The 19,080-nt window shown below is 35.9% G+C and carries 14 protein-coding genes; 7 read left to right on the top strand and 7 right to left on the bottom strand.

Going from position 1 to position 19,080, the window contains the following annotated elements; genetic code table 11:
• The first annotated feature begins 12 nt into the window (after positions 1 to 12).
• From AC5SR4_RS00310 to AC5SR4_RS00280, 7 genes are all read left to right on the top strand, one after another.
• On the top strand, positions 13 to 1,455 hold the full coding sequence (locus AC5SR4_RS00310; RefSeq protein ID WP_495357552.1) for a RagB/SusD family nutrient uptake outer membrane protein: 1,443 nt from the start codon (positions 13 to 15) through the stop codon (positions 1,453 to 1,455).
• Positions 1,456 to 1,577: 122 nt separating this feature from the next.
• Complete coding sequence (locus tag AC5SR4_RS00305; RefSeq protein WP_495357551.1) at positions 1,578 to 2,963, top strand: TlpA family protein disulfide reductase; 1,386 nt, start codon at positions 1,578 to 1,580, stop codon at positions 2,961 to 2,963.
• A gap of 232 nt (positions 2,964 to 3,195) precedes the next feature.
• A complete protein-coding gene (locus AC5SR4_RS00300; RefSeq protein ID WP_495357550.1) occupies positions 3,196 to 4,023 on the top strand; it encodes an RteC domain-containing protein in 828 nt (275 codons plus the stop codon).
• Between the two features lie 250 nt (positions 4,024 to 4,273).
• On the top strand, positions 4,274 to 4,627 hold the full coding sequence (locus AC5SR4_RS00295; RefSeq protein ID WP_495357549.1) for a hypothetical protein: 354 nt from the start codon (positions 4,274 to 4,276) through the stop codon (positions 4,625 to 4,627).
• The gene (locus AC5SR4_RS00290) at positions 4,614 to 4,856 is read left to right on the top strand and encodes a hypothetical protein (RefSeq protein WP_495357548.1); all 243 of its coding nucleotides are present in this window, start codon (positions 4,614 to 4,616) and stop codon (positions 4,854 to 4,856) included. Before AC5SR4_RS00295 ends, AC5SR4_RS00290 begins: the two co-directional genes overlap by 14 nt.
• Before the next feature lie 1,520 nt (positions 4,857 to 6,376).
• Positions 6,377 to 6,772 carry a hypothetical protein gene (locus tag AC5SR4_RS00285; RefSeq protein ID WP_495357547.1) on the top strand — a complete coding sequence of 132 codons (396 nt, stop codon included), beginning with the start codon at positions 6,377 to 6,379 and terminating at the stop codon, positions 6,770 to 6,772.
• Positions 6,773 to 6,952: 180 nt separating this feature from the next.
• On the top strand, positions 6,953 to 7,654 hold the full coding sequence (locus AC5SR4_RS00280) for a DNA-binding domain-containing protein (protein ID WP_495357546.1): 702 nt from the start codon (positions 6,953 to 6,955) through the stop codon (positions 7,652 to 7,654).
• Positions 7,655 to 8,225: 571 nt separating this feature from the next.
• On the opposite strand, the gene AC5SR4_RS00275 is transcribed toward AC5SR4_RS00280, so the two are convergent.
• The 7 genes from AC5SR4_RS00275 to AC5SR4_RS00245 all read right to left on the bottom strand — a co-directional run bounded on the left by AC5SR4_RS00275 (position 8,226) and on the right by AC5SR4_RS00245 (position 18,963).
• Positions 8,226 to 8,528, bottom strand: coding sequence for a type II toxin-antitoxin system RelE/ParE family toxin (locus AC5SR4_RS00275; RefSeq protein ID WP_495357545.1), 303 nt, complete (start codon positions 8,526 to 8,528; stop codon positions 8,226 to 8,228).
• On the bottom strand, positions 8,512 to 8,745 hold the full coding sequence (locus tag AC5SR4_RS00270) for a hypothetical protein (protein ID WP_495357544.1): 234 nt from the start codon (positions 8,743 to 8,745) through the stop codon (positions 8,512 to 8,514). Before AC5SR4_RS00270 ends, AC5SR4_RS00275 begins: the two co-directional genes overlap by 17 nt.
• Positions 8,746 to 8,958: 213 nt before the next feature.
• The gene (locus AC5SR4_RS00265) at positions 8,959 to 9,810 is read right to left on the bottom strand and encodes a hypothetical protein (protein WP_495357543.1); all 852 of its coding nucleotides are present in this window, start codon (positions 9,808 to 9,810) and stop codon (positions 8,959 to 8,961) included.
• 36 nt (positions 9,811 to 9,846) lie between these two features.
• Positions 9,847 to 10,905: a M12 family metallopeptidase gene (locus AC5SR4_RS00260; RefSeq protein ID WP_495359130.1), complete on the bottom strand. Its 1,059-nt coding sequence runs from the start codon at positions 10,903 to 10,905 to the stop codon at positions 9,847 to 9,849.
• Between the two features lie 1,177 nt (positions 10,906 to 12,082).
• Positions 12,083 to 13,663 (bottom strand): pectate lyase, encoded by a 1,581-nt coding sequence (gene pelA, locus AC5SR4_RS00255; RefSeq protein ID WP_495357542.1) that lies wholly within the window; start codon positions 13,661 to 13,663, stop codon positions 12,083 to 12,085.
• Between the two features lie 365 nt (positions 13,664 to 14,028).
• The gene (locus AC5SR4_RS00250) at positions 14,029 to 15,516 is read right to left on the bottom strand and encodes a RagB/SusD family nutrient uptake outer membrane protein (protein WP_495357541.1); all 1,488 of its coding nucleotides are present in this window, start codon (positions 15,514 to 15,516) and stop codon (positions 14,029 to 14,031) included.
• 33 nt (positions 15,517 to 15,549) lie between these two features.
• Entirely contained in the window at positions 15,550 to 18,963 is a 3,414-nt protein-coding gene (locus AC5SR4_RS00245; protein ID WP_495357540.1) for a TonB-dependent receptor, read from the bottom strand.
• Positions 18,964 to 19,080: the final 117 nt, after the last annotated feature.

Raw genomic sequence — 19,080 nt, 5'->3', positions numbered from 1 at the left:
TAATATAGAATTATGAAAAACATATTTTTTTATCGTAGAATGTTAGAATGGAATATTTGTGTATTCTCACTAATATTTATTCTTGTTTCTTGTGAAGACTTTGTAGAAATTGATGCTCCAAAAAATGAGATAACTACTGAGTCAGTTTATTCAAATGATGGAACAGCACAGCTGGCTTTGGCAGGCATGTATAGTCAAATGATCAATGAAAGTAGTGATGGATTTGCAAGTGGGGGGCGTTCAAGTGTTACACGTTTATGTGGTAATTCATCTGATGAATTAATTAACTTCAATATTGCATCATCAGACTATGTTGGATTCTACTCTAACTCTATTTTACCAAATAATCAGACGCTAAGCACATCTTTATGGGCAGAAGCCTATAAACATATCTATAATGCAAACTCTATAATAGAGGGCTTGTCTGGCCATTCAGCTGTTACTTCAGCAACTAAAAACCAACTGAGAGGAGAAGCGTTATTTATTAGAGCCTTTTGTCATTTTTATTTAACCAATTTATTTGGGGACATTCCCATGGTTACTACTACAAACTATAATGAGAATACTCAATCACCTAGACAAAGTAAATTACAAGTTTATGAACAAATTATCATTGACTTGCTAGAAGCTAAAAACCTATTATCTGAAGATTATTTAGAAAATGGTAATGTTACTTCTCATAGAATAAGGCCAAATAAGTGGACTGCTGTTGCTTTACTATCTAGAGTTTACTTGTATAAGGAAGATTGGTCAAAGGCAGAAGACGAAGCAACATCAATAATTAATTTATCTCAGTACAGTCTAAAAAGTGATTTGAATGAGGTGTTTTTGGCCAACAGTACTGAAGCAATATGGCAATTGAAAGCTCAAGGAGCTTTTGGTGACCCATCAAATGAAAACACAAAGGAAGCTGCTTTATTTATTCTAAATGGAAATCCTAACCAAGTTTCACTTACTGATGAAATGATTACTGCTTTTGAGCCAAACGATAATAGAAGAACATATTGGATAAATAGTTATGTTGATTCAGCTACAGGAGACATTTATTATTTCCCGTATAAATATAAAATTAAACAAAGCGTAACTCCAGTTGAGTATTCAATGGTGTTTAGATTGGCAGAACAATACTTAATTCGTGCTGAATCTAGGGCTAAGCAAGGGAATATGGTGGGATCTCAAGAAGATTTGAATGTCATTCGCTCCCGAGCTGGTTTACCTGACATTATAGCTGCAACTCAAACCGATTTAATGTCTGCTATCGAGCAGGAACGTTTTGTAGAATTATTTACAGAATGGGGGCACCGTTGGTTTGATCTAAAACGTTGGAATAGAGCTGATATTGTGCTGGCACCAATTAAGGGAGCTACTTGGCAATCTACAGATGTATTATATCCGATTCCACAAGTTCAAATCGATAACAACCCAAATACTACTCAAAATCCAGGTTACGAATAATAAATAAAAGAGCAAGAGTATATCTATAAAGGTTAAATGTTGATTTATTACAAACGGAGTGATGTAGTATCCTTTTAGATAAACTCTTGTCAATGAATAAAAATTAAATTATGCATATTATCATGAAGAACTTTATCGTACTGTGTTGTTATATGTTATTGACAACAATAGGACATACACAAGGTATTCAACCTATAAAACAAGGTGATAAGTTACCTGATTATACTATCTCAAATCTAATTAACTATCCCGAAAAAGAAGCAAAGCTTACAGATTTTAAAGGAAAGTTGGTGTTATTCGATTTTTGGACAACAGGTTGCAGGAGTTGCATAGATTCTTGGCCCAAATTATTGAAGTTACAAAAAGAGTTTAAAAACCAAATTCAGATAATACTTATGAATCCTTGGCAATCTCAAGATATAGTAATAAAAACATTTGAACAACAAAAACGAGCAAAAGGTATAGAGATGAATTTACCCTCTATGAGTGGACCAGATATAGAAGTCACAAAGCTATTTAAAATGTATGATGGAGTTCCTTTTGTTATTTGGGTTAATGAAAATGGTTTTGTAGAGTACTTGACCAATGGAAGTCCGATAAGCTATGAAAATATTAATTCTTATTTGAAAGGAGAAGAGCTTAATATTCCTCAATATAGAAATGTTGAATTCATGTTTAGAAATAATTATTTGGAACCACTATTTATTAGTAATAATGAAGGTGCCCAAGAGCAAATACTTTCATTATCTATGTTTGCTAAATCAAAAATGTATAAGCCTGATTCGTATTTTTTGTTTAATGACATAAAATCTTTACCTGGTAAACAGGAAAAAATTATTTATGCACAAAATGATATTATTAATTTATATGCGTTGGCGTATACTAATAATTTTCGTAAGAGAAAAATGAGGTTTGAGGCAGAGCCTGTAAAATGGAAGTTTATTGAATTAGATGTTAGCAATCCAATTAAATATTCAGCTACTTCTTCAAAAGGTTTCAAGATTGAAGACTGTTACATTTATCAATTAAAATCTAATGCTTCTTCGCATTTAGAAATGCAGCAGGAGATGCAGCAAGATTTAAAACGATATGTTGGATTAGATGTGTCATGGGAAAAGCGAAAGAAGAAATGTTTGATACTAACCGCATTGGATACTCTTCAAATATCATACAAGAATGGAGGCAAGAAAAACATGATTTTTGACACATTAGCACTAAACAAGATTAAAATTTCTAAATTTTTATATGACCTTGAGAGTAAAGTAGGGTATGATTATTTAAAATATCCTATAATAGACGAAACCAATTTCAAAGGCTACCTTGGAAACATTGACTCAGGTGCAAACCTAAATATTGGAGATTATAAGTTATTAAACAAAGTGTTACAAAAATATGGCATGCACTTTACTTTACAAGAGCGTGAGGTAGATGTATTGGTGATTAGAGAGCCTGAAGGGTATGTTTTTCCATTTAAGGTTGCAACGAGTACCGTCAACAGTGAGAAATAGAAAAGTAAAAGATTAAAACAAAAAGCCCTGAGGTTTTGGCCTCGGGGCTATAAAAAATGTATAACCCTAAAACCCAAAGACCATGACCTAGAAAACCACACACCACTCGAAATACATTTATTAAAAACAAAGCGTAGCCCTAAAAGGGCCTAAAATATGATTAACCCTAAAGAATTAATAGCAAACAAGATGAAAAGAAAGAAATACTAATACATAAAAAAACAAAGTACCAATGAATCAAACCTTTGAACAATTCGAAGCAGAGATAAAAACAATACAGACCAACACCCCAGACCTACTGGAACAATGCGAACAGGGCGCCCAGTGCAGCCAAAAGTACCTGTGCCAGATACAGGCCATGGCGCTAAAGGCAGACTTTGCCAGCAAGAACGATATACGGGCCTTCCGCAAGGAGCAGCTGCCCCAGGTTTTGGGCCACTGGATCTTTTACCGCGAGCACTACACCGTACAGATAAACCTGCCCCTGGGCACGGTAAAAAAGCAGATCAAGTACCTGGACAGGGAAATCCAGAAAAGGCAGGACTACATAAACACCCACCAGGACCTGTACCGCGCCTACAAGCGTGGCGACACCACCCTGGAGACCATCTATTTAAATACAGAGAACAACACCCCCTGCCTAAACGCCGGGCCCTATTGCCTGTTCAGCATTCCCGGCCTTACCACCGGGATCGACAACATCCTGGCCACCCTATTGGCCTACGAGCGACTGATAGAGACCCTAAGGGAACAGATAGCGCTGTTGGACCTGGACACCACAGCACCCGAAGCAGGGCCGCAGAAAACCGCCCTGTTGCAATGGAAGGGTACCAAAACAGAATTGATAGAGTTTGTCTACATCCTCCATGCCTGTGGTTTTATCGTCAATAAAAACCAAAGTTTGGCAGAGACCATTAGGGTATTTGAAACCCTGTTTGGTACTCACCTAAAGGACTATCGGCGTACCGTGGCTAAAATCCGCAACCGCAAGATAAACAAGGCCATTTTTTTAAAGAAACTCATAACCTTGTTTATTAAATACGTGGCACTGAACTACTGAGTCCGTAAAAACCTCTAAAAAAGCAATTTTTTTATATCTGAAAACCAATTGGGTACACCTAATCTTAGACACGGGACTAAGATTAGGTATGTTTATTCCTATGATTTTTGACATATTTGCAACTGAAAAATGACAAATAAAAACAAATATTGATAATTATGAATACAACTGTATGTGAAAAGTTTTTAAATTATACAGGAAATGGATTTAAAATTTACGATATATGATTTACAATTTTAATTAAACGAATATGACATTACAACGCCTTAAACTACCAACAACAAGCTTATGGTCTAGAATAGGGAAGGGCCTTATCAAGTCCCTGGGCTGGGCGCTTACCCTGTTGATGCTCCTACTCAACATTGGGCAGTACCAAAACGCCCGAACCCTTAAGCAAAAGCTAGAAGCTACCCAGCAGCGTATTACCAATGCCCAAGACCAACTGGTACAGGCCAAAGCGGCCATAGACAGCTTAGAACGGGGCCTGTGGCACTACCGTACTACCGATAATGAAATTAATGAAAACATCAATACCCTGCTAAACCAGTGGCAGGAAGAACTAAACCATATAAAGTCCCAATTAAATACCTATGAGCCAAAATGACCTTAACCCTATTTTTAAGATGACCATCACCACAACAAACGTAAAAGGCCTATTGCCCCAGGTATTGGCAGTTATAGAGCGGCGCACCAACATGACCCTTAAAAGCATAGTGTTTAAAAAAGGCACCATAATACTGCAGCTAGCAGGGGGCTGGAGCCAAGTGTTTAACATGGCACAGGAAATGGAAGGGTTTTGGGAGTTAACGGGGTACTTGATTGAGAAGCAGTGAAAAGCAGTGAAAAGTTAAAAGTTAAAAATTAAAAGTTAAAAGTGATAAGTCTGTCATTCAGAGACAAAATTTTTGGTACCCAAACACACAAAATGAGATGACGAACAACTGTAATCATAGTGTCAGTTCGAGCGCAGTCGAGAACCTTAAAACAGTTAAAAATGAACACGTTGCAAAATACGTCATCGGTAGGGAGGCAACGACCGAAGAATCTCAACTTGAAAAGAACAGTTAAAAACTAAAAACTAAAACTAAAACTAAAAGTGAAAAATTAAAAGTGAAAAGAATGAACAGTAAAATAGAAACTAGATGCTAGACCACTTTGCTGTTAGAGACTAGATAAAAATTCAGGATTCAGGATTATGAATACCACGGTTGGGTTTTTAACCCTCCATTAAGTAGAACATTAAAGAACTAACAAAAAATGAAAAATTTTAAAAAACAAGCGAAATGTGGGTTGGCAAGTTATGAGTTCAAAGTTAAGAGTGTCACTATCGTTGGTCAAGGGCCATGAGGCAGGTAAACGGCCTATTTTTAATTCCGTAGTAGGGCCGAGCGTTAAGAATCTTTCTAGTAGAAAGATTTAGTGCAGGAGCCAGATGGCGCGAAGGCGTTCAAGGCGAAGCGGTGGCTGTGGAGCGTTGCCTAGCGTAGCGGTTGCAACGCGCATGATAGAGCCTTGAAGCGGATTTTCAAGAGGACGGAACGTCAAGAAAATGTCCTGTGGACATTTTTAGTGAACGGGCCAGATGGCGGAAGGGCAAATCAGCCTAGATTTTTTGTTACTTTTTTATCAATGAATTGCGGAGCACATCATGAGTTCCTCTAAAAAAAAATAGAATGGACGAATAAAAAAGTAAGGGTAAAAAAAACAATAACATAAACAAGTTAAAATATCCAGTAACAATGCAACCAGAAACTAAAAGTGAAAAACTAAAAGTGAAAAGTTAAAAGAATGAACAGTAAAATAGAAACTAGATGCTAGACCGCTTTGCTGTTAGAGACTAGATAAAAATTCAGGATTCAGGATTATGAATACCACGGTTGGGTTTTTAACCCTCCATTAAGTTGAACATTAAAGAACTAACAAAAAATGAAAAATTTTAAAAAACAAGCGAAATGTGGGTTGGCAAGTTATGGGTTCAGAGTTTGCTTACTCAGACGAAATTAATAAAACAGAAAACAATGCAACCAGAAACTAAAAGTGAAAAGTTTGGACAAGTTATGAGTTCAGAGTTCAGAGTTTGCTTACTCAGACGAAATTAAAAAGCCAGACGAATCTGGCTCCCCTCTTCTTTTCCGAAGATGGGGGGACCGAGCGTTAAAAATCTTTCCAGTGGAAAGATTTAGTGAAGGAGCCAGGAGGCGCGCGGGCATTGTGCAACAGCAATCCGGGGAGTTAAACAGCAACAGTAAACACACAACAGTGAAAAACTAAAAGTGAAAAACTAAAAGTGAAAAATTAAAAGTTAAAAGTTAAAAATTAAAAGTTAAAAGTGAAAAAACGAATCCCCATCCTATTGCTACTACTAGCATACACCACAACAGCCCAAGCGCAACAACCAACCCAAACCCTGCTAAACGATAGCCTGGTGGTAACCCTAGACTATAACTGCAAACAGCTATTGGAAAGCCTCTTGCTACAGGAGCAGGGGCGGTTGGACAGCCTGCAAAGTCTGTTCGCCCAAAAGCAAAACAATGTGGAAGCCCTGTTCCAGTTCATAAGGACCCAAAATACCGAACTGCGCACCCGATTGCTGCTAACCGACCTTAAGCTTTCGGAACTGAACCTTAAGCTTATAGCCACCGAAGAACATATTAAGCAAGAACAACAAAGGAACACCTGGCGGATTATTGGCGCGGGCATTGGCGGGGTGTTGGTGGGAGTGATAGGTGGGGTGGTAATTAATGATTAGTGATTGGAGCTAACCTAAACAATAAAACAGCTTTACATCTTAAAAAATTAATAGCAAAAAATAAATTATTAACCTTTTTAAATATCATATTATGATAAAGCAAAGACGTTCCAAGACCGGAAGGGAATTAAATAAAACACCGGAGACAAAAAGATGGTTCAACCCTAAAAACCCCATGTTATGGCTTTAGAGTATTATTTAATACCCAACCAAATGACAGCCGATCCAGATGATTATATGGCTGTGAGCAGTAATGCCAATGGCTATAGCCTAGAGGATGTGTTTGATTATATTACCCGACAGGGGTCTACTGTTACCAAAGGCGAGGCCCTAGCGGGTTGGGAAGAGATGACACAGGGCATGATTAACCTAGTAGAGCAGGGGCACTCCATTACCACCCCACTGGTAAATATTACCTCGGGGATTAGTGGCGTATTTAATTCTGAGGATGAGGTGTTTAATAAGAGCAAGCACAAGATTAACATTAATGTAAATGTTGGCACGCGCTTGTCGCCCGCAGCCTCGCAGATTCCCGTTAAAAAGATAGCCTCTAGAGAGCGTACCCCAGTTTTGGCACATTATTACGACCATGCCTCTGAGACCCAGGATGACCAAGCTACTGCCAATGGTGGCGGACGCATTGTGGGATCCTTGCTAAAGTTTGATGAGGCCGATGCCACGCAGGGCATTTTTTTTGTTGATATAGCAACAGGAACGGCCACACGCATAGCTAGCAAGTTGCTACGTAACAAACCGGGGGAGCTAATTTTTTTAAACCCGCCAGTACTTGCAACGGGCACCTACCGTTTAGAGGTACGCAGCTTGTTAGATACGGTTACATTGCGTACAGGCAGTTTGTCTAAATTGTTAACCGTACTGTAGCGGTTGGTATTTTATTTAAAAAGCACACCCAAAAGGTGTGCTTTTTTTATGTAGTTAATTTACATAAAGCATCAACATGCCTATTATATGCAACACCTGCATGCTTACTATATGAAACAAATCCTCATTACTATGTGAAGGTGCTTCAGATTAGTATTAGAAGCACCTTCATACGGTGATATGAAGAAGCTTTATACCATAGGCATGCAGGTGTTACATGCTTACGGTATGCGGTACCTTAATGCTTATGTGTTGGTTTTCCTTTAAGACCTTGATGATCTGACTCTCGGTAAATCTACTTTTTTTCGTCTGAAATGACTTTTGATTTCTAATTTGACCTTGTTTTTTTATCCAGTTTAATCTCCATCATAAAAATGTTGTCATGAGCTATACAAATGTTGTAAACAGTTCTATTTATAAATTATCAACCCAGCCAGGTTTGTTAGTGTATAATTTCGTTACGTGTTTAAGCACCTAATTTAGCAAATACAAAACGAATAGAAAATCTGTGAGAATTTCAGAAGTGTGCGAGAACAGGCAATTGCTTATAACTATTGCTATGCAACGGTTTTTATATTTTTTTCTTTTTCGGATTTTTTCTGTTTGAAAATAAAGAAACAATCTCAATAGAGTTTTTATTAATTCTATAATAGAGATTGTTGTGTTTTTCAACGACAGCCTTTCGGACATGCTTTTTCTCTGATGATTCTGGAAAAATTTCGGGTGATTTTGAAATCAGTTCAATGGTGTGGTCCAATTTTGCAGAAAACGTTCTTAACTCTCTTTTCGTCCAATTATTTTCTAGGTATTCAATAGTTTCTTTAAGTTCAGATATAGCGTGGTCGGTCCACAGTATTTTATAACCACTTTTCATAAATCCCTTTCACTTTTGAGTGAGAAGTTAATTTTCCGTTGTCGGCATCTAAAATTCCTTTTTCAATAGACTCTTTTTCGTTTGCTGAAATTTCATTCCACCAATCGTTTTTTTCTTTTTCTCTTAATTTCATTAGTTTATCAATCAGAGATTTATCATTCAATGTTGATAACCATTGAATTAATTCTATTTTTTTATTTTCTAAACTTAAATCCATAATACCAAAGTTACAAATTTAATCTTATCATTATCTTTTTAGACGTAATTTTTAACTGTAGCACCACAGTTTGTGTATATTTTGTTGCTGTCCCGATAGTCCTGATAACTATCGGGATCGGGCCGGGAAAGCACCTAATTTAGCAAATACAAACCGAATAGAAAACCCGCAGCAATGCATTATACATGTTTTTGTTATATGCAGGCTTTAATATTAGTCTTCTGATTTAATAAAAATGGCATTGAACAAGGCTTCATTAGTATCAGAATTGTTTTCGAGGAATTTATTAAGTGAACTTTGTGTTGATCCATAAGGGTTTAAATAGGTGATTTTACAAGTAAGAATGATATTTTCTATATTGATTTCATTACCCTTACTATCGTTTTTTGGATATAATACCATGCCATTATTTAAAATTTTGTCAACATCTTTTGTGAAGCTTGCTATAGTCCTTGTTATTTTTGTTGAACCTAATTCTTTTAATTCGACTTTTTTAATGGAATCATTTATTTTAGAGTGCATTTCTGCTTGAATCGTAATATCAAAAGTCTCAATTATAAAATCATATTTCTTTTTACTTTTAATTGGAATATAGTTTTCTTCTTGAGTATTATTTAAGGAAATTACCAGTGAATTATCTTCTTGCCTAATTGAAAACGTGTATTTTGATGCAACCGAACTTATACTATTTCCTTTTTCATAATATTTTAGCGTTGCATTAAAATCTACGCTGCTATTTTCTAATTCACTAAATGGTATAGTAAGACTGTTTAGACAAATATTTTCTGATAAATAGTCTTTTTCATTTTTAGATGTTAAAGTTTTTAAAGCAGTATTACCATATTGAAAAGCAAATGGCAGTAAAGTACCTACTACTGTTGTTGCTGGAAATATGCCAAAGAGTTCATTTATATCTTCTGTTTCTGGCGCATTTTTTAGTTCTTTATTAATAGTAAGAAATGTTCCTTTAGTTTTAATTTTGTTTAGTTCACTATTCCAAAGTTTAACTTGGCCAAAAGCCATCTGGTAAATTGAAATTGTTAGAATACATACTATTTTTTTCATAATTTTTGTTTTAAAGTAACTTGTTTTAAGCATGCTTTAGTTGCTTGGTATCCAATGAATATAAAATTGTTTTGCTGGGTCAAAGACCGCTAAACCTTTTCCCCTACCTATTTTGAAATTTTGGTTAGTAACTTTTGATAGTTCCAGTGCTATTTGTCTAGCCTTATCTTTGTTTTTTCGATGATAGTATAAAACAATTGATACTTTTGCTAACCAAGGTTTATTTTCTTTGTAATTGCTGTTTAAATTTATTGTATAACCTTTGTTTATAATAAATTGAGCAAAGTTTGAATAGGCCTGTTCATCAATATTTAACCCTTGAATACCAACTATATATTTACTGTTTTCATTTCGCTCTTTGGAAAAATAATCTGCTTTTTTACTAAATATTTCGTAGGCAACACGACTTGAAGTAGAAGTAATAGAGTCAGATGTTTCATAGGCTAATTTAATTTGCTCATAAATGACCGATATTTTTTGCCTTTGTGATGTAAAATCGGAATTTTTTGATGGATAGATATTATTCATCATTTTTTTATCTAATGCTGATAATTTAGTGTTTTGCTCGGTATAGCATTTAGACTTTTTTCCAGTTAGAAACATCCAATATGGCAAACTATAATGCATTATTGAGTTTATGTCATATGTTGAAAACATTAATCCTCTTTCTTGTAGTTTTCTAATATTGTGATTTACTTTAGCTTTGTCCCATTTATTAGGCGCTTTGGCAAGTTCTGTGTATACCTTTGCCCAATCAAAGTCACAATCACTGTCTGGTGATTGATGCTCATGTTTAAATCCAAGCGAATGACCAAATTCGTGTAATACGGTTGCTTTCCAATTTTGTGGAAGATTTCCTTTGTCAAAATTTTCAAGATTGAGTGAAATTTGTCCTTTTGGTATTATCGACCAATCAACACTTGTATTACCAACGATTGACCAATACCCTTTATAATCAAATCCAACGCGAATATGGCTTGAATCGTTTGCTTTCCACGTTCTGAATGTTCTTTTAATAGGATTATACCCAAAATCAAAAGTAATATCTCCATAGTTTGTCCAAATATTAGCGGTTTCTGCAATTAATCTGTGCAGTGATGGTGTACCTCCTTTAAAACTGACTTTTAGTACACTTTCATTCCAAATTTTACTTTTTTCGATTACACTTGAAGAAACTAATTTCTCAATTTCTGGGGGTAAATTAGTCCCAACAGTTTTTTCTCTTTGTTCTAAAGCTTTTTGAATGTTTTCTGGTAATATTTCTAATTCTTTTAAATCATTTTGGCATATATGAAGATTGGCAACCCTATAAGGATGGCCAAAAAAATTCTTGTTTTCATGATTGGTGTTTTTTAAAAGAAATTAATCTACTTAACTAAATACAATACCCACTACTAGGCATTTTTGTTCGGTTTGTATATTGTATGGACAAACGCCATGGTGTTCATCCACACAATACTTAGCGAGATAAATATACTTAATATTCGTACATGTTGATAGTATTTTTAGTGAAAAATGAAGCTGTTTTTTTTAAATTGTATATATATTCTGTTATATATGAGGTTAATAATGTATAATATTATATAAATTTCGGCAACTAAAGACAGGTATCATAACTGGAATATTTCCTATGTAAGTGAGGGCTAAATGTTAAAATACATGTTAAACTTATGTTAAAGTAATATGACAGAGTAAGGGTTTTTGCTTTTTCAAACGTATTAATAGTGTAGTCATTGCTATTATACGAGTTTTTGTTGGTGACTGCTATTAATCATTCCAATGAGGAGGAAGCTCGCAGGCCTTTACTGGTCTGCTAAGCTTCTGGATTAAAATTAAAACTCACAATTTCAAAGCTTAGTATTGAAGCAGTATAAGCTTTGAAATTTTGAACGTGGCCAAACAATAACTTGTTTGGTGTTTATTTAAGATAACAGGTGTGCGAGGGGTCAATCACCTGTTATTTTTATAAAAAGTATTAAATATTTTACGTTATATGGGCTAAATGCTTGATCCCAAGCGTTTAGGGGGTGTATGTTCGAAACAGCAAGTTATAGCAACTTGCTGTTTTATTTTATAGACCCTTAGGTTACCGAAAAAAAGTTTGGATTTTTTTTAGGGTAAGTGCGTTTTCAAATGTTTAATTAATAGAACTTAATCAGAGAAATTGTGTATTAATTTTAGTGATCATAATCAATTCTCATAAGATTTTGTTTTTTTTAATAAATGTACGGAGCAAGCCCTATAACAGGCTTGCTCTTATTTTATGGCAAACTTAAATGCCATGCTTTGTTTTCCAGGCCGTATATTCGGTACTAATTAAATTTTTGGGCCAGTTGCCATACCAGGCATAGCCATTTCTTCTTTCATGGGATATTTCGGCAATGGTAGCTTTTTTTATGCCATCTCTGCTACAGAAAAAGGGTTCGTTGGTTTCTAAATCATAAAACCGCCCCCACATAACATTGCCAGGCGATTCCACTAAAATTTTATCATAGCCGTTTTCATATTCAGAACCCGTAACATCAACAAGGGCATACCCCACAATCTTGGCAGTTTCAAACCAAGCCACTGCTTTATGTACAGCATCGATAACATCGGCCGAGGGTGACTCTAAGGACATTAATAACCGGGCAACGCCAACAGACTCCGAACCGCTAATGGATTCCAGCTCGTAAGACCGGGCTTTGGCGGGCGCTAAAGTAACTTCATTATGCTGTGCACACCACGCTGTTTTGGTGCCACCAACTATAATTTGGGTTTGTAATATGACTGCAATACCTTTATCAAAAGCTGTTTGGGCCTTGGTTACATAACTCTCGTTAATAAGTTCCAGGTTGTTTTTCTTTAAAAAGATATCCCGCAACAAGTTCATAACATTGGTCATGGCATTATCGTTATAGGTAATGTAACGGCTGTAGTCATTACGTAAGGGGTAATATTGGGGCCACCCACCATTATCGTACTGCATTTCAAAAATAAAATCGATGCCTCTTACGGCAGCTTCCAAATAGGCATTGTTGTTGGTGGCCTTGTAAGCGCTTAACAGAATTCTAATTTCATCAATGGTATGGTTGTTATCAATGGTGGTATCGGTATTATTCTTTTTACTTTCGGCTTCGGCTATTTCGGCCTCGGTTTGTGGCCTGTCGTACCCAGAAAAATCATTATGGGGCTCTTTGGGCCATCCACCATTGCTACGTTGCCACAGCAAAATGTTTTCTGCCCTTAGGTTTGTTAGAACCACGCCAGAAATATTAATATCCAGTTCGCCCTTAATACCACTGCCATCGGTAGCAGTAGCGGTTACCTTTACAGTGCCATTTTTACTGGGAACCAAGAGGCCTTCGTTATTGATTTCGGCTATGGAGGTATTAGAAACCGACCAGGCCACAACCTTGTTGGTGGCCCCTGCAGGCAGTACCTGGGCCGTGAGTTGTTTAGAGGCACCATCGGTAATATCGCCTCCCGATATAGCAATACTTTCAACAAGTACTACGGGCCCGGCAACGCCAGAGATGTTAATGGTTTTTTCTGCCGAAATACCCGATGCATCGTTGGCCGTAACCGTTACTTTTACAGTACCGTTTTCTAAGGGGGTTAAAAGCCCTTTATCTGAAATTAAGGCTATAGAGGCATTGGAAACCGACCAGCTAACGGAGCGGTTTGTAGCGTTATTGGGCAACACCACAACTTGTAATTGTTGAGCTTGACCATTATCAATATCGGTAGCATTGATAATAACCTTTTCCACTAGAATAGCCTTCTTTTCATCTACGCCATCACCATCGCTACTACAAGCGGTAAAAACTAAAAATGGCAGGGCCAATATAAAAAACACCTTTAACTGTTTCATGGTCTATTATTTGGTTTAGTTGAATAAAATGTAATCGATTGCGCAATAATAATTAATTATTGCATATAATGATAGTTTTTTAACTAAATATTTTTAAATGTGTTATATATTATGCCAGAATGGTTTTAATAATTCAATCAATTAAACCGTATTGTGAGGTTTTATGAATTTTTTAATCTAATACATTTTATACAAGAAGAATTCGAGTAGGAGGGGAGTAAGTGTTTTGGTTTGGCAATGGTTAAAATTGAAGTTATTGATTTAACCTATTAAAGTTTTTGAACTTTATATTGAGAACAAAACAAAAATATTACAAGGCATAGAGCCCATGCCTTGTAATATAAAAATAAACTAAATTAATTAACCTAAAAGTTTGGATTTAAAATAACTTCTCTTGATGGTAAAGGGAATAGTGTGTTAATAGTAGTATATGCTGATGGTAATGGACCAACTCCTACGGGATAGTAATAATCCTGCGGATTCGCTTTAACATTTGCTCCAAAAGCCTTCATAACAGCATCGGCATTACCTGTACGAACCAAATCGAGCCATCTTTTATTTTCAAAAGCGAGTTCAACTCTTCTTTCATGTAGAATAATGGCTCTTAATTGCTCCTTATCAGTTATAACAATATCGGCAAGACCAGCTCTATTTCTTACTTCATTTAAATAAATTAATGGGTCTCCAGAACCTGTTTCATTGAGTGCTTCAGCTAAAAAAAGCAATACTTCTGAATACCTGTATACTGGCCAGTTATCATTTGTATTATTAAACTGGGAATGTGGATGATTGTATTTGGCTACATATGGTGTTAGCATATTAGAGGCCGAGACAAAAAGATAATTGATTGTGGCATCTTCTCTAAAATCTCCAGTTTCATAACTGGCAATAAGATCGGGCGTTGGTAAATTAAAACCTTCTACCCCCATAGATTGCGCATTTGAAACCCCAGTAACTTGGGCAACCTCTTCGGCAGTGATTGGTTGTGGTAAAAACTGATAAATAAAATTACTATTATACCCAGATGCCCCTTCTAGATATTGAACTTCAAATATAGATTCACTATTATTTTTGTTATTAGGATCAAAAACATTTGCATAATCGGTATTTGAACCTGTATTAATTAACATATATTGTTGAGAATCTACAATTTCCTGAAAAATAGTGGCTGCTTGTGGATACATTTTAAGCACCATATAAACGTTACCCAATAATGTTTTTGCGGCACCACTGGTGGCCCGCCCGGGTTCTTGATTGGCTTTGTTGGGAAGCGATGTTATGGCACGTTGTACATCATCTATAATTTGTTGGTAAATAACCTCGGTAGTTGATAAGGGCAAAGCCGTTTCTTCTAGTGTTGTAACAGGATCTAAATGAAGCGGTACATCGCCAAAATACTGTACAAGATCAAAATAAGAAAGCGCCCGTAAAAATAAAACCTGCCCTATAAGGTTGTCTTTTAAACTAGTATCATCAAACTCAATATCATCAATAGAAGCAAGTACTTTATTAGCTCTTGAAATGATGTAATAGTTATTGTCCCATTTAATTTGCAAATATTCATTAGTAGATGTTTCTATAAAATCTGCTATAAATTCTGGGGGGTTTTGGCCCCTGTTATCACCATTATAATCATAGTGGGAGTTATCAGATCGCATTTCGCCCATTACGTATGCCGCTTTTTCATATAAATCGCGTAGTGGTGCATACGTACCATTTACAGCCTTTTCAAAATCTTCTTGGGTTTTAAAAAAGGTGCTATTACTTAGTTCTGTTTCAGAGTCAATTTCCAAAAAATCACTGCAGGCAACCATGGAAATTGCCAATACTATATATAATATTTTTGTTTTCATTTTTTCTAATTTTAAATTCATGAGAATAAGCAATTATTTCAACGTTAAATTAACACCCAATGTTACCGTACGAGGCACTGGATATGCAGAAAAATCGATACCTTGAGACAATGCCGTTGCATTGTTACTTCCGGCACGTGTACTAACTTCGGGGTTGCCTCTATAGCCAGATATTACCAATAGTTGTTGTACACTTGAATATAGCCTAACAGCACTAAAAGCACTGGTTTCTTTAAGTGGCATGTTGTAACCTAATGTTAGGTTTTTAACCGCTAGGTAGCTACCATCATGAATATAGCGTGAATGATCTGGCCCTCTATCTAAACCAGTATCTCCATCGGTTCTTCCATACCTTCCAGATCCTGGATCGGATTCTGAACGCCATCTGTCTTTAACCTCTTTAAGGACATTAAACACACCATCTAAATTAGTGGTTCCTTCATCCGATCGGCGGTTAATATCATTACCAACAGATCCTGCCATAACAATTGCTAAATCAAAATTTTTGTATGAAAAATTGTTTGTCCAGCCAAATATGAAATCTGGAAAAGGATTACCAATAATAGTTCGATCATCATCATCGCCACCTTCAGTAATAACACCGTCGCCATTAACATCTTTAAATTTAATAGTTCCAACACCCGATCTAATATGTTTGGGTGAATTATCAAAGTCTGCTTGATCTACATAAACCCCTTCTTGAACAAGTCCGTAAAATTGCCCGATTCTGCCACCTACTTTAGTTATGGTTGTGCCACGGCCAAAGTCATCAAAATACAATCTATCCGTTAAGCCTGATAATGCTTCCACTCTATTATCGCTAGCAGCAATATTAAAGTTGGTATTCCAAACAAAATCGCCATTCAGCACATTGGCTTTAAGGCCTATTTCATGACCCCAGAATTTAAGCTCCCCTACATTTGATGTAATAGAACTAAATCCGGATTCTCTAGGTACATCCAGGTTAAATAATAAATCTGTAGTTCTTTTAGAATAATAATCGTAGGATAGTTGAATTCTGTTTTTTAAGAACCCTATTTCGAACCCTAGATTGGTTTGCGACGTTTTTTCCCAACCCAAATCTTGATTTCCTATTCCTGCTAAAGCACCACCACTGGCAACTGTAGATCCAAAAATTGCCGCATCGGTAATAGATACATTTTGTAAGTGGGTATAGTTACCTATATTATTATTTCCGGTAACACCGTAACTTGCTTTTAATTTTAAGAAAGATATGGCGTTAAGGTTATCCATAAAATCTTCCTCTGAAACAATCCAACCAACTGAAACAGAAGGGAAATTACCCCACCTGTTATTAGGACCAAAACGTGATGAACCATCTGTTCTAAAGGAGGCTGAAAATAAATATTTCCCGTCGTAGTTATAATTAAGCCTAGAAAAGAAAGAAAGCAAACTCCACTCTTCAATTTGATTTTCTGTATCGCCCCTATCTATATTGATAGCGGATTGGATGGTAGATATACGATCATCAGGAAAATTTGAAGCCTGTATGTTAGTGGCTTCAAATCTGTACTTTTGGGATGAAAAACCAGCTAGTAATTCAAAGTCATGTTTATCTGCCAGCCTTTTGTTAAAGGTCGCAGTGTTTTCGTTTAGCCAAGAAAAATAATTTAGGTTGTTGTTTTCTAATATGGCTGTACGTGGTGGCGCAGCAATCCAGCTGGTAGACACATACGAAGGCGTAAAATTCTTGTTTACGGTTTGTCCCAACTCTGCATTAATGGTTGTTTTAACTTTTAGCCCATCAATAATATCTGCCTCAATATATCCATTAGATATTAAAGTGGTTGTTTTATAATCTCTGTCAATATTATTAATTGTAAAAAGCCAGTTAGGGGCATTAAAAGCCGTGTTTGCTGTTCCAGAAAGGGTTCCGTCGGGATTCCTAATTGGATTGGTTGGCCATGCCTGAATGGCACCTGCCAGTATTTGATCTCCAGAAGCAAAAAACAAACCATCTGTATTTAACCTACTTTCTACCGTATAGGATGGTGCTAAATTAACACCCAATGTTAACCAATCTGTAATATTAAAGGAGGTATTGGTTCTTAAAGAATACTTTTTATATTCCGAATTTTTTACAACACCTTCTTGGTTAAAATAGCTACCAATAACAGAAACACTATGCTTTTCATCGCGCTTGGAATAGGAAACACTATAGTTTTGTATTGGTGCAGCATCATTTAACAAAGCACCATACCAATCGCTACCTTTACCATATTGTTCTGGGTTTTGGAATTCTGCGGGAACTGTTTCGCCTTTTGCTTCATAACTTTCCTTTTTAAATTGCGCAAATTCTCTAGCATTCATTAGGTCTGGTCTGCTTCTTTGTGGTACTTTTTGAAATCCAGTATAGAAATTAACACTAAATCTAGACTGTCCTACTTGAGCGCCTTTAGTGGTAATAAGAACAACCCCATTGGCACCACGCGAACCATATAATGAAGTTGCAGATGCATCCTTTAAAACGGTAATGGTTTCTATTTCATCAGGATTAATAGCATTTATATCAGATGTAATAGGAAACCCATCTACAACATATAGCGGATCACTATTTGCCAATATAGATGCTTGCCCCCTAATGCGCACAGACATGCCTTGACCCGGTGTTCCAGTTTGTTGATTAATTTGCACACCCGATATTTGTCCTTGTAATTTTTGGGTAAGCTGGGCCGCAGGCATTTCAGTAAGCGCAGTGGCATCAACAGTTTCGACTGAACCAGTAACATTTCTTTTAGATTGTGTACCGTAGCCAACAATAACAACTTCGTCTAAATTAGCGGCATCTTCTTTTAAGGTTATGGTAAGTGTTTTTTTGTTATTAACAGGGATTTCTTGGGTAAGAAACCCTAAATAGGATACAACAAGTATGGCGTTTTCATCTTCTACAGATAAAGAGAAGTTGCCATCAAAATCTGTTTGGGTACCATTAGAGGTGTTTTTTTCAATAATATTGGCACCTGGTAGGGGTTGCCCATTATTATCTATAATGGTTCCTGTAATATCAAATTTTTGTTGTTTAATATCTAAAACGGCCGGCCGATTATTTATGGATATACCAGCATTGTTTTTTTTGTGCTTTAATACAATTTGGGTGTTACGTATTTTATAAGTAGTGTTTGTATTGCTAAATAAATTATTTAACAGGGTTTCTATTTTAGCATCCTCAACTTTTATTGAAATTTTGCGTGTAAGATCAACAAATTTCGTATTGTACACAAAGCGATACTCTGTAGTTGCTTCAATTTTGTCAATGAGTTGTGAAACAGAAACATTTTCTACATTTATTGTTATTGTCTGGGTATAGCCTGTATTTGCTAGCATACTAAAGAACGATGCAAATACGAATAAAGTGGTTAGTTTCATTTTTAAATCAAATTTCAGACAAGATAGTTTTATGCCTTTTCTATGATGATTTTTTTTCATATTTTTAAATGTTTAATTGGTGAATGACTAAATTTTAGTTGTCACTTTATATTTGCCGGGAAATGTTGGCGCATTTTCCGGTTTTTTTATCTCTTTTTAATAGAGCTATTAAAGTGT

The sequence above is a fragment of the Aestuariibaculum scopimerae genome (genome assembly GCF_059428085.1).
The sequence above is the reverse complement of the archived record's forward strand: the minus strand, read 5'-3'. Positions and strand labels throughout refer to the sequence as shown.

What these genes read in the sequence shown, in the direction of transcription:
- AC5SR4_RS00300 (WP_495357550.1), top strand. Translation starts at nt 3,196, where the DNA reads ATGAATCAAACCTTTGAACAATTCGAAGCAGAGATAAAAACAATACAG.
- AC5SR4_RS00310 (WP_495357552.1), top strand. Translation starts at nt 13, where the DNA reads ATGAAAAACATATTTTTTTATCGTAGAATGTTAGAATGGAATATTTGT.
- AC5SR4_RS00265 (WP_495357543.1), bottom strand. Translation starts at nt 9,810, where the DNA reads ATGAAAAAAATAGTATGTATTCTAACAATTTCAATTTACCAGATGGCT.
- AC5SR4_RS00295 (WP_495357549.1), top strand. Translation starts at nt 4,274, where the DNA reads ATGACATTACAACGCCTTAAACTACCAACAACAAGCTTATGGTCTAGA.
- AC5SR4_RS00280 (WP_495357546.1), top strand. Translation starts at nt 6,953, where the DNA reads ATGGCTTTAGAGTATTATTTAATACCCAACCAAATGACAGCCGATCCA.
- pelA (WP_495357542.1), bottom strand. Translation starts at nt 13,663, where the DNA reads ATGAAACAGTTAAAGGTGTTTTTTATATTGGCCCTGCCATTTTTAGTT.
- AC5SR4_RS00305 (WP_495357551.1), top strand. Translation starts at nt 1,578, where the DNA reads ATGAAGAACTTTATCGTACTGTGTTGTTATATGTTATTGACAACAATA.
- AC5SR4_RS00275 (WP_495357545.1), bottom strand. Translation starts at nt 8,528, where the DNA reads ATGAAAAGTGGTTATAAAATACTGTGGACCGACCACGCTATATCTGAA.
- AC5SR4_RS00290 (WP_495357548.1), top strand. Translation starts at nt 4,614, where the DNA reads ATGAGCCAAAATGACCTTAACCCTATTTTTAAGATGACCATCACCACA.
- AC5SR4_RS00245 (WP_495357540.1), bottom strand. Translation starts at nt 18,963, where the DNA reads ATGAAAAAAAATCATCATAGAAAAGGCATAAAACTATCTTGTCTGAAA.
- AC5SR4_RS00270 (WP_495357544.1), bottom strand. Translation starts at nt 8,745, where the DNA reads ATGGATTTAAGTTTAGAAAATAAAAAAATAGAATTAATTCAATGGTTA.
- AC5SR4_RS00250 (WP_495357541.1), bottom strand. Translation starts at nt 15,516, where the DNA reads ATGAAAACAAAAATATTATATATAGTATTGGCAATTTCCATGGTTGCC.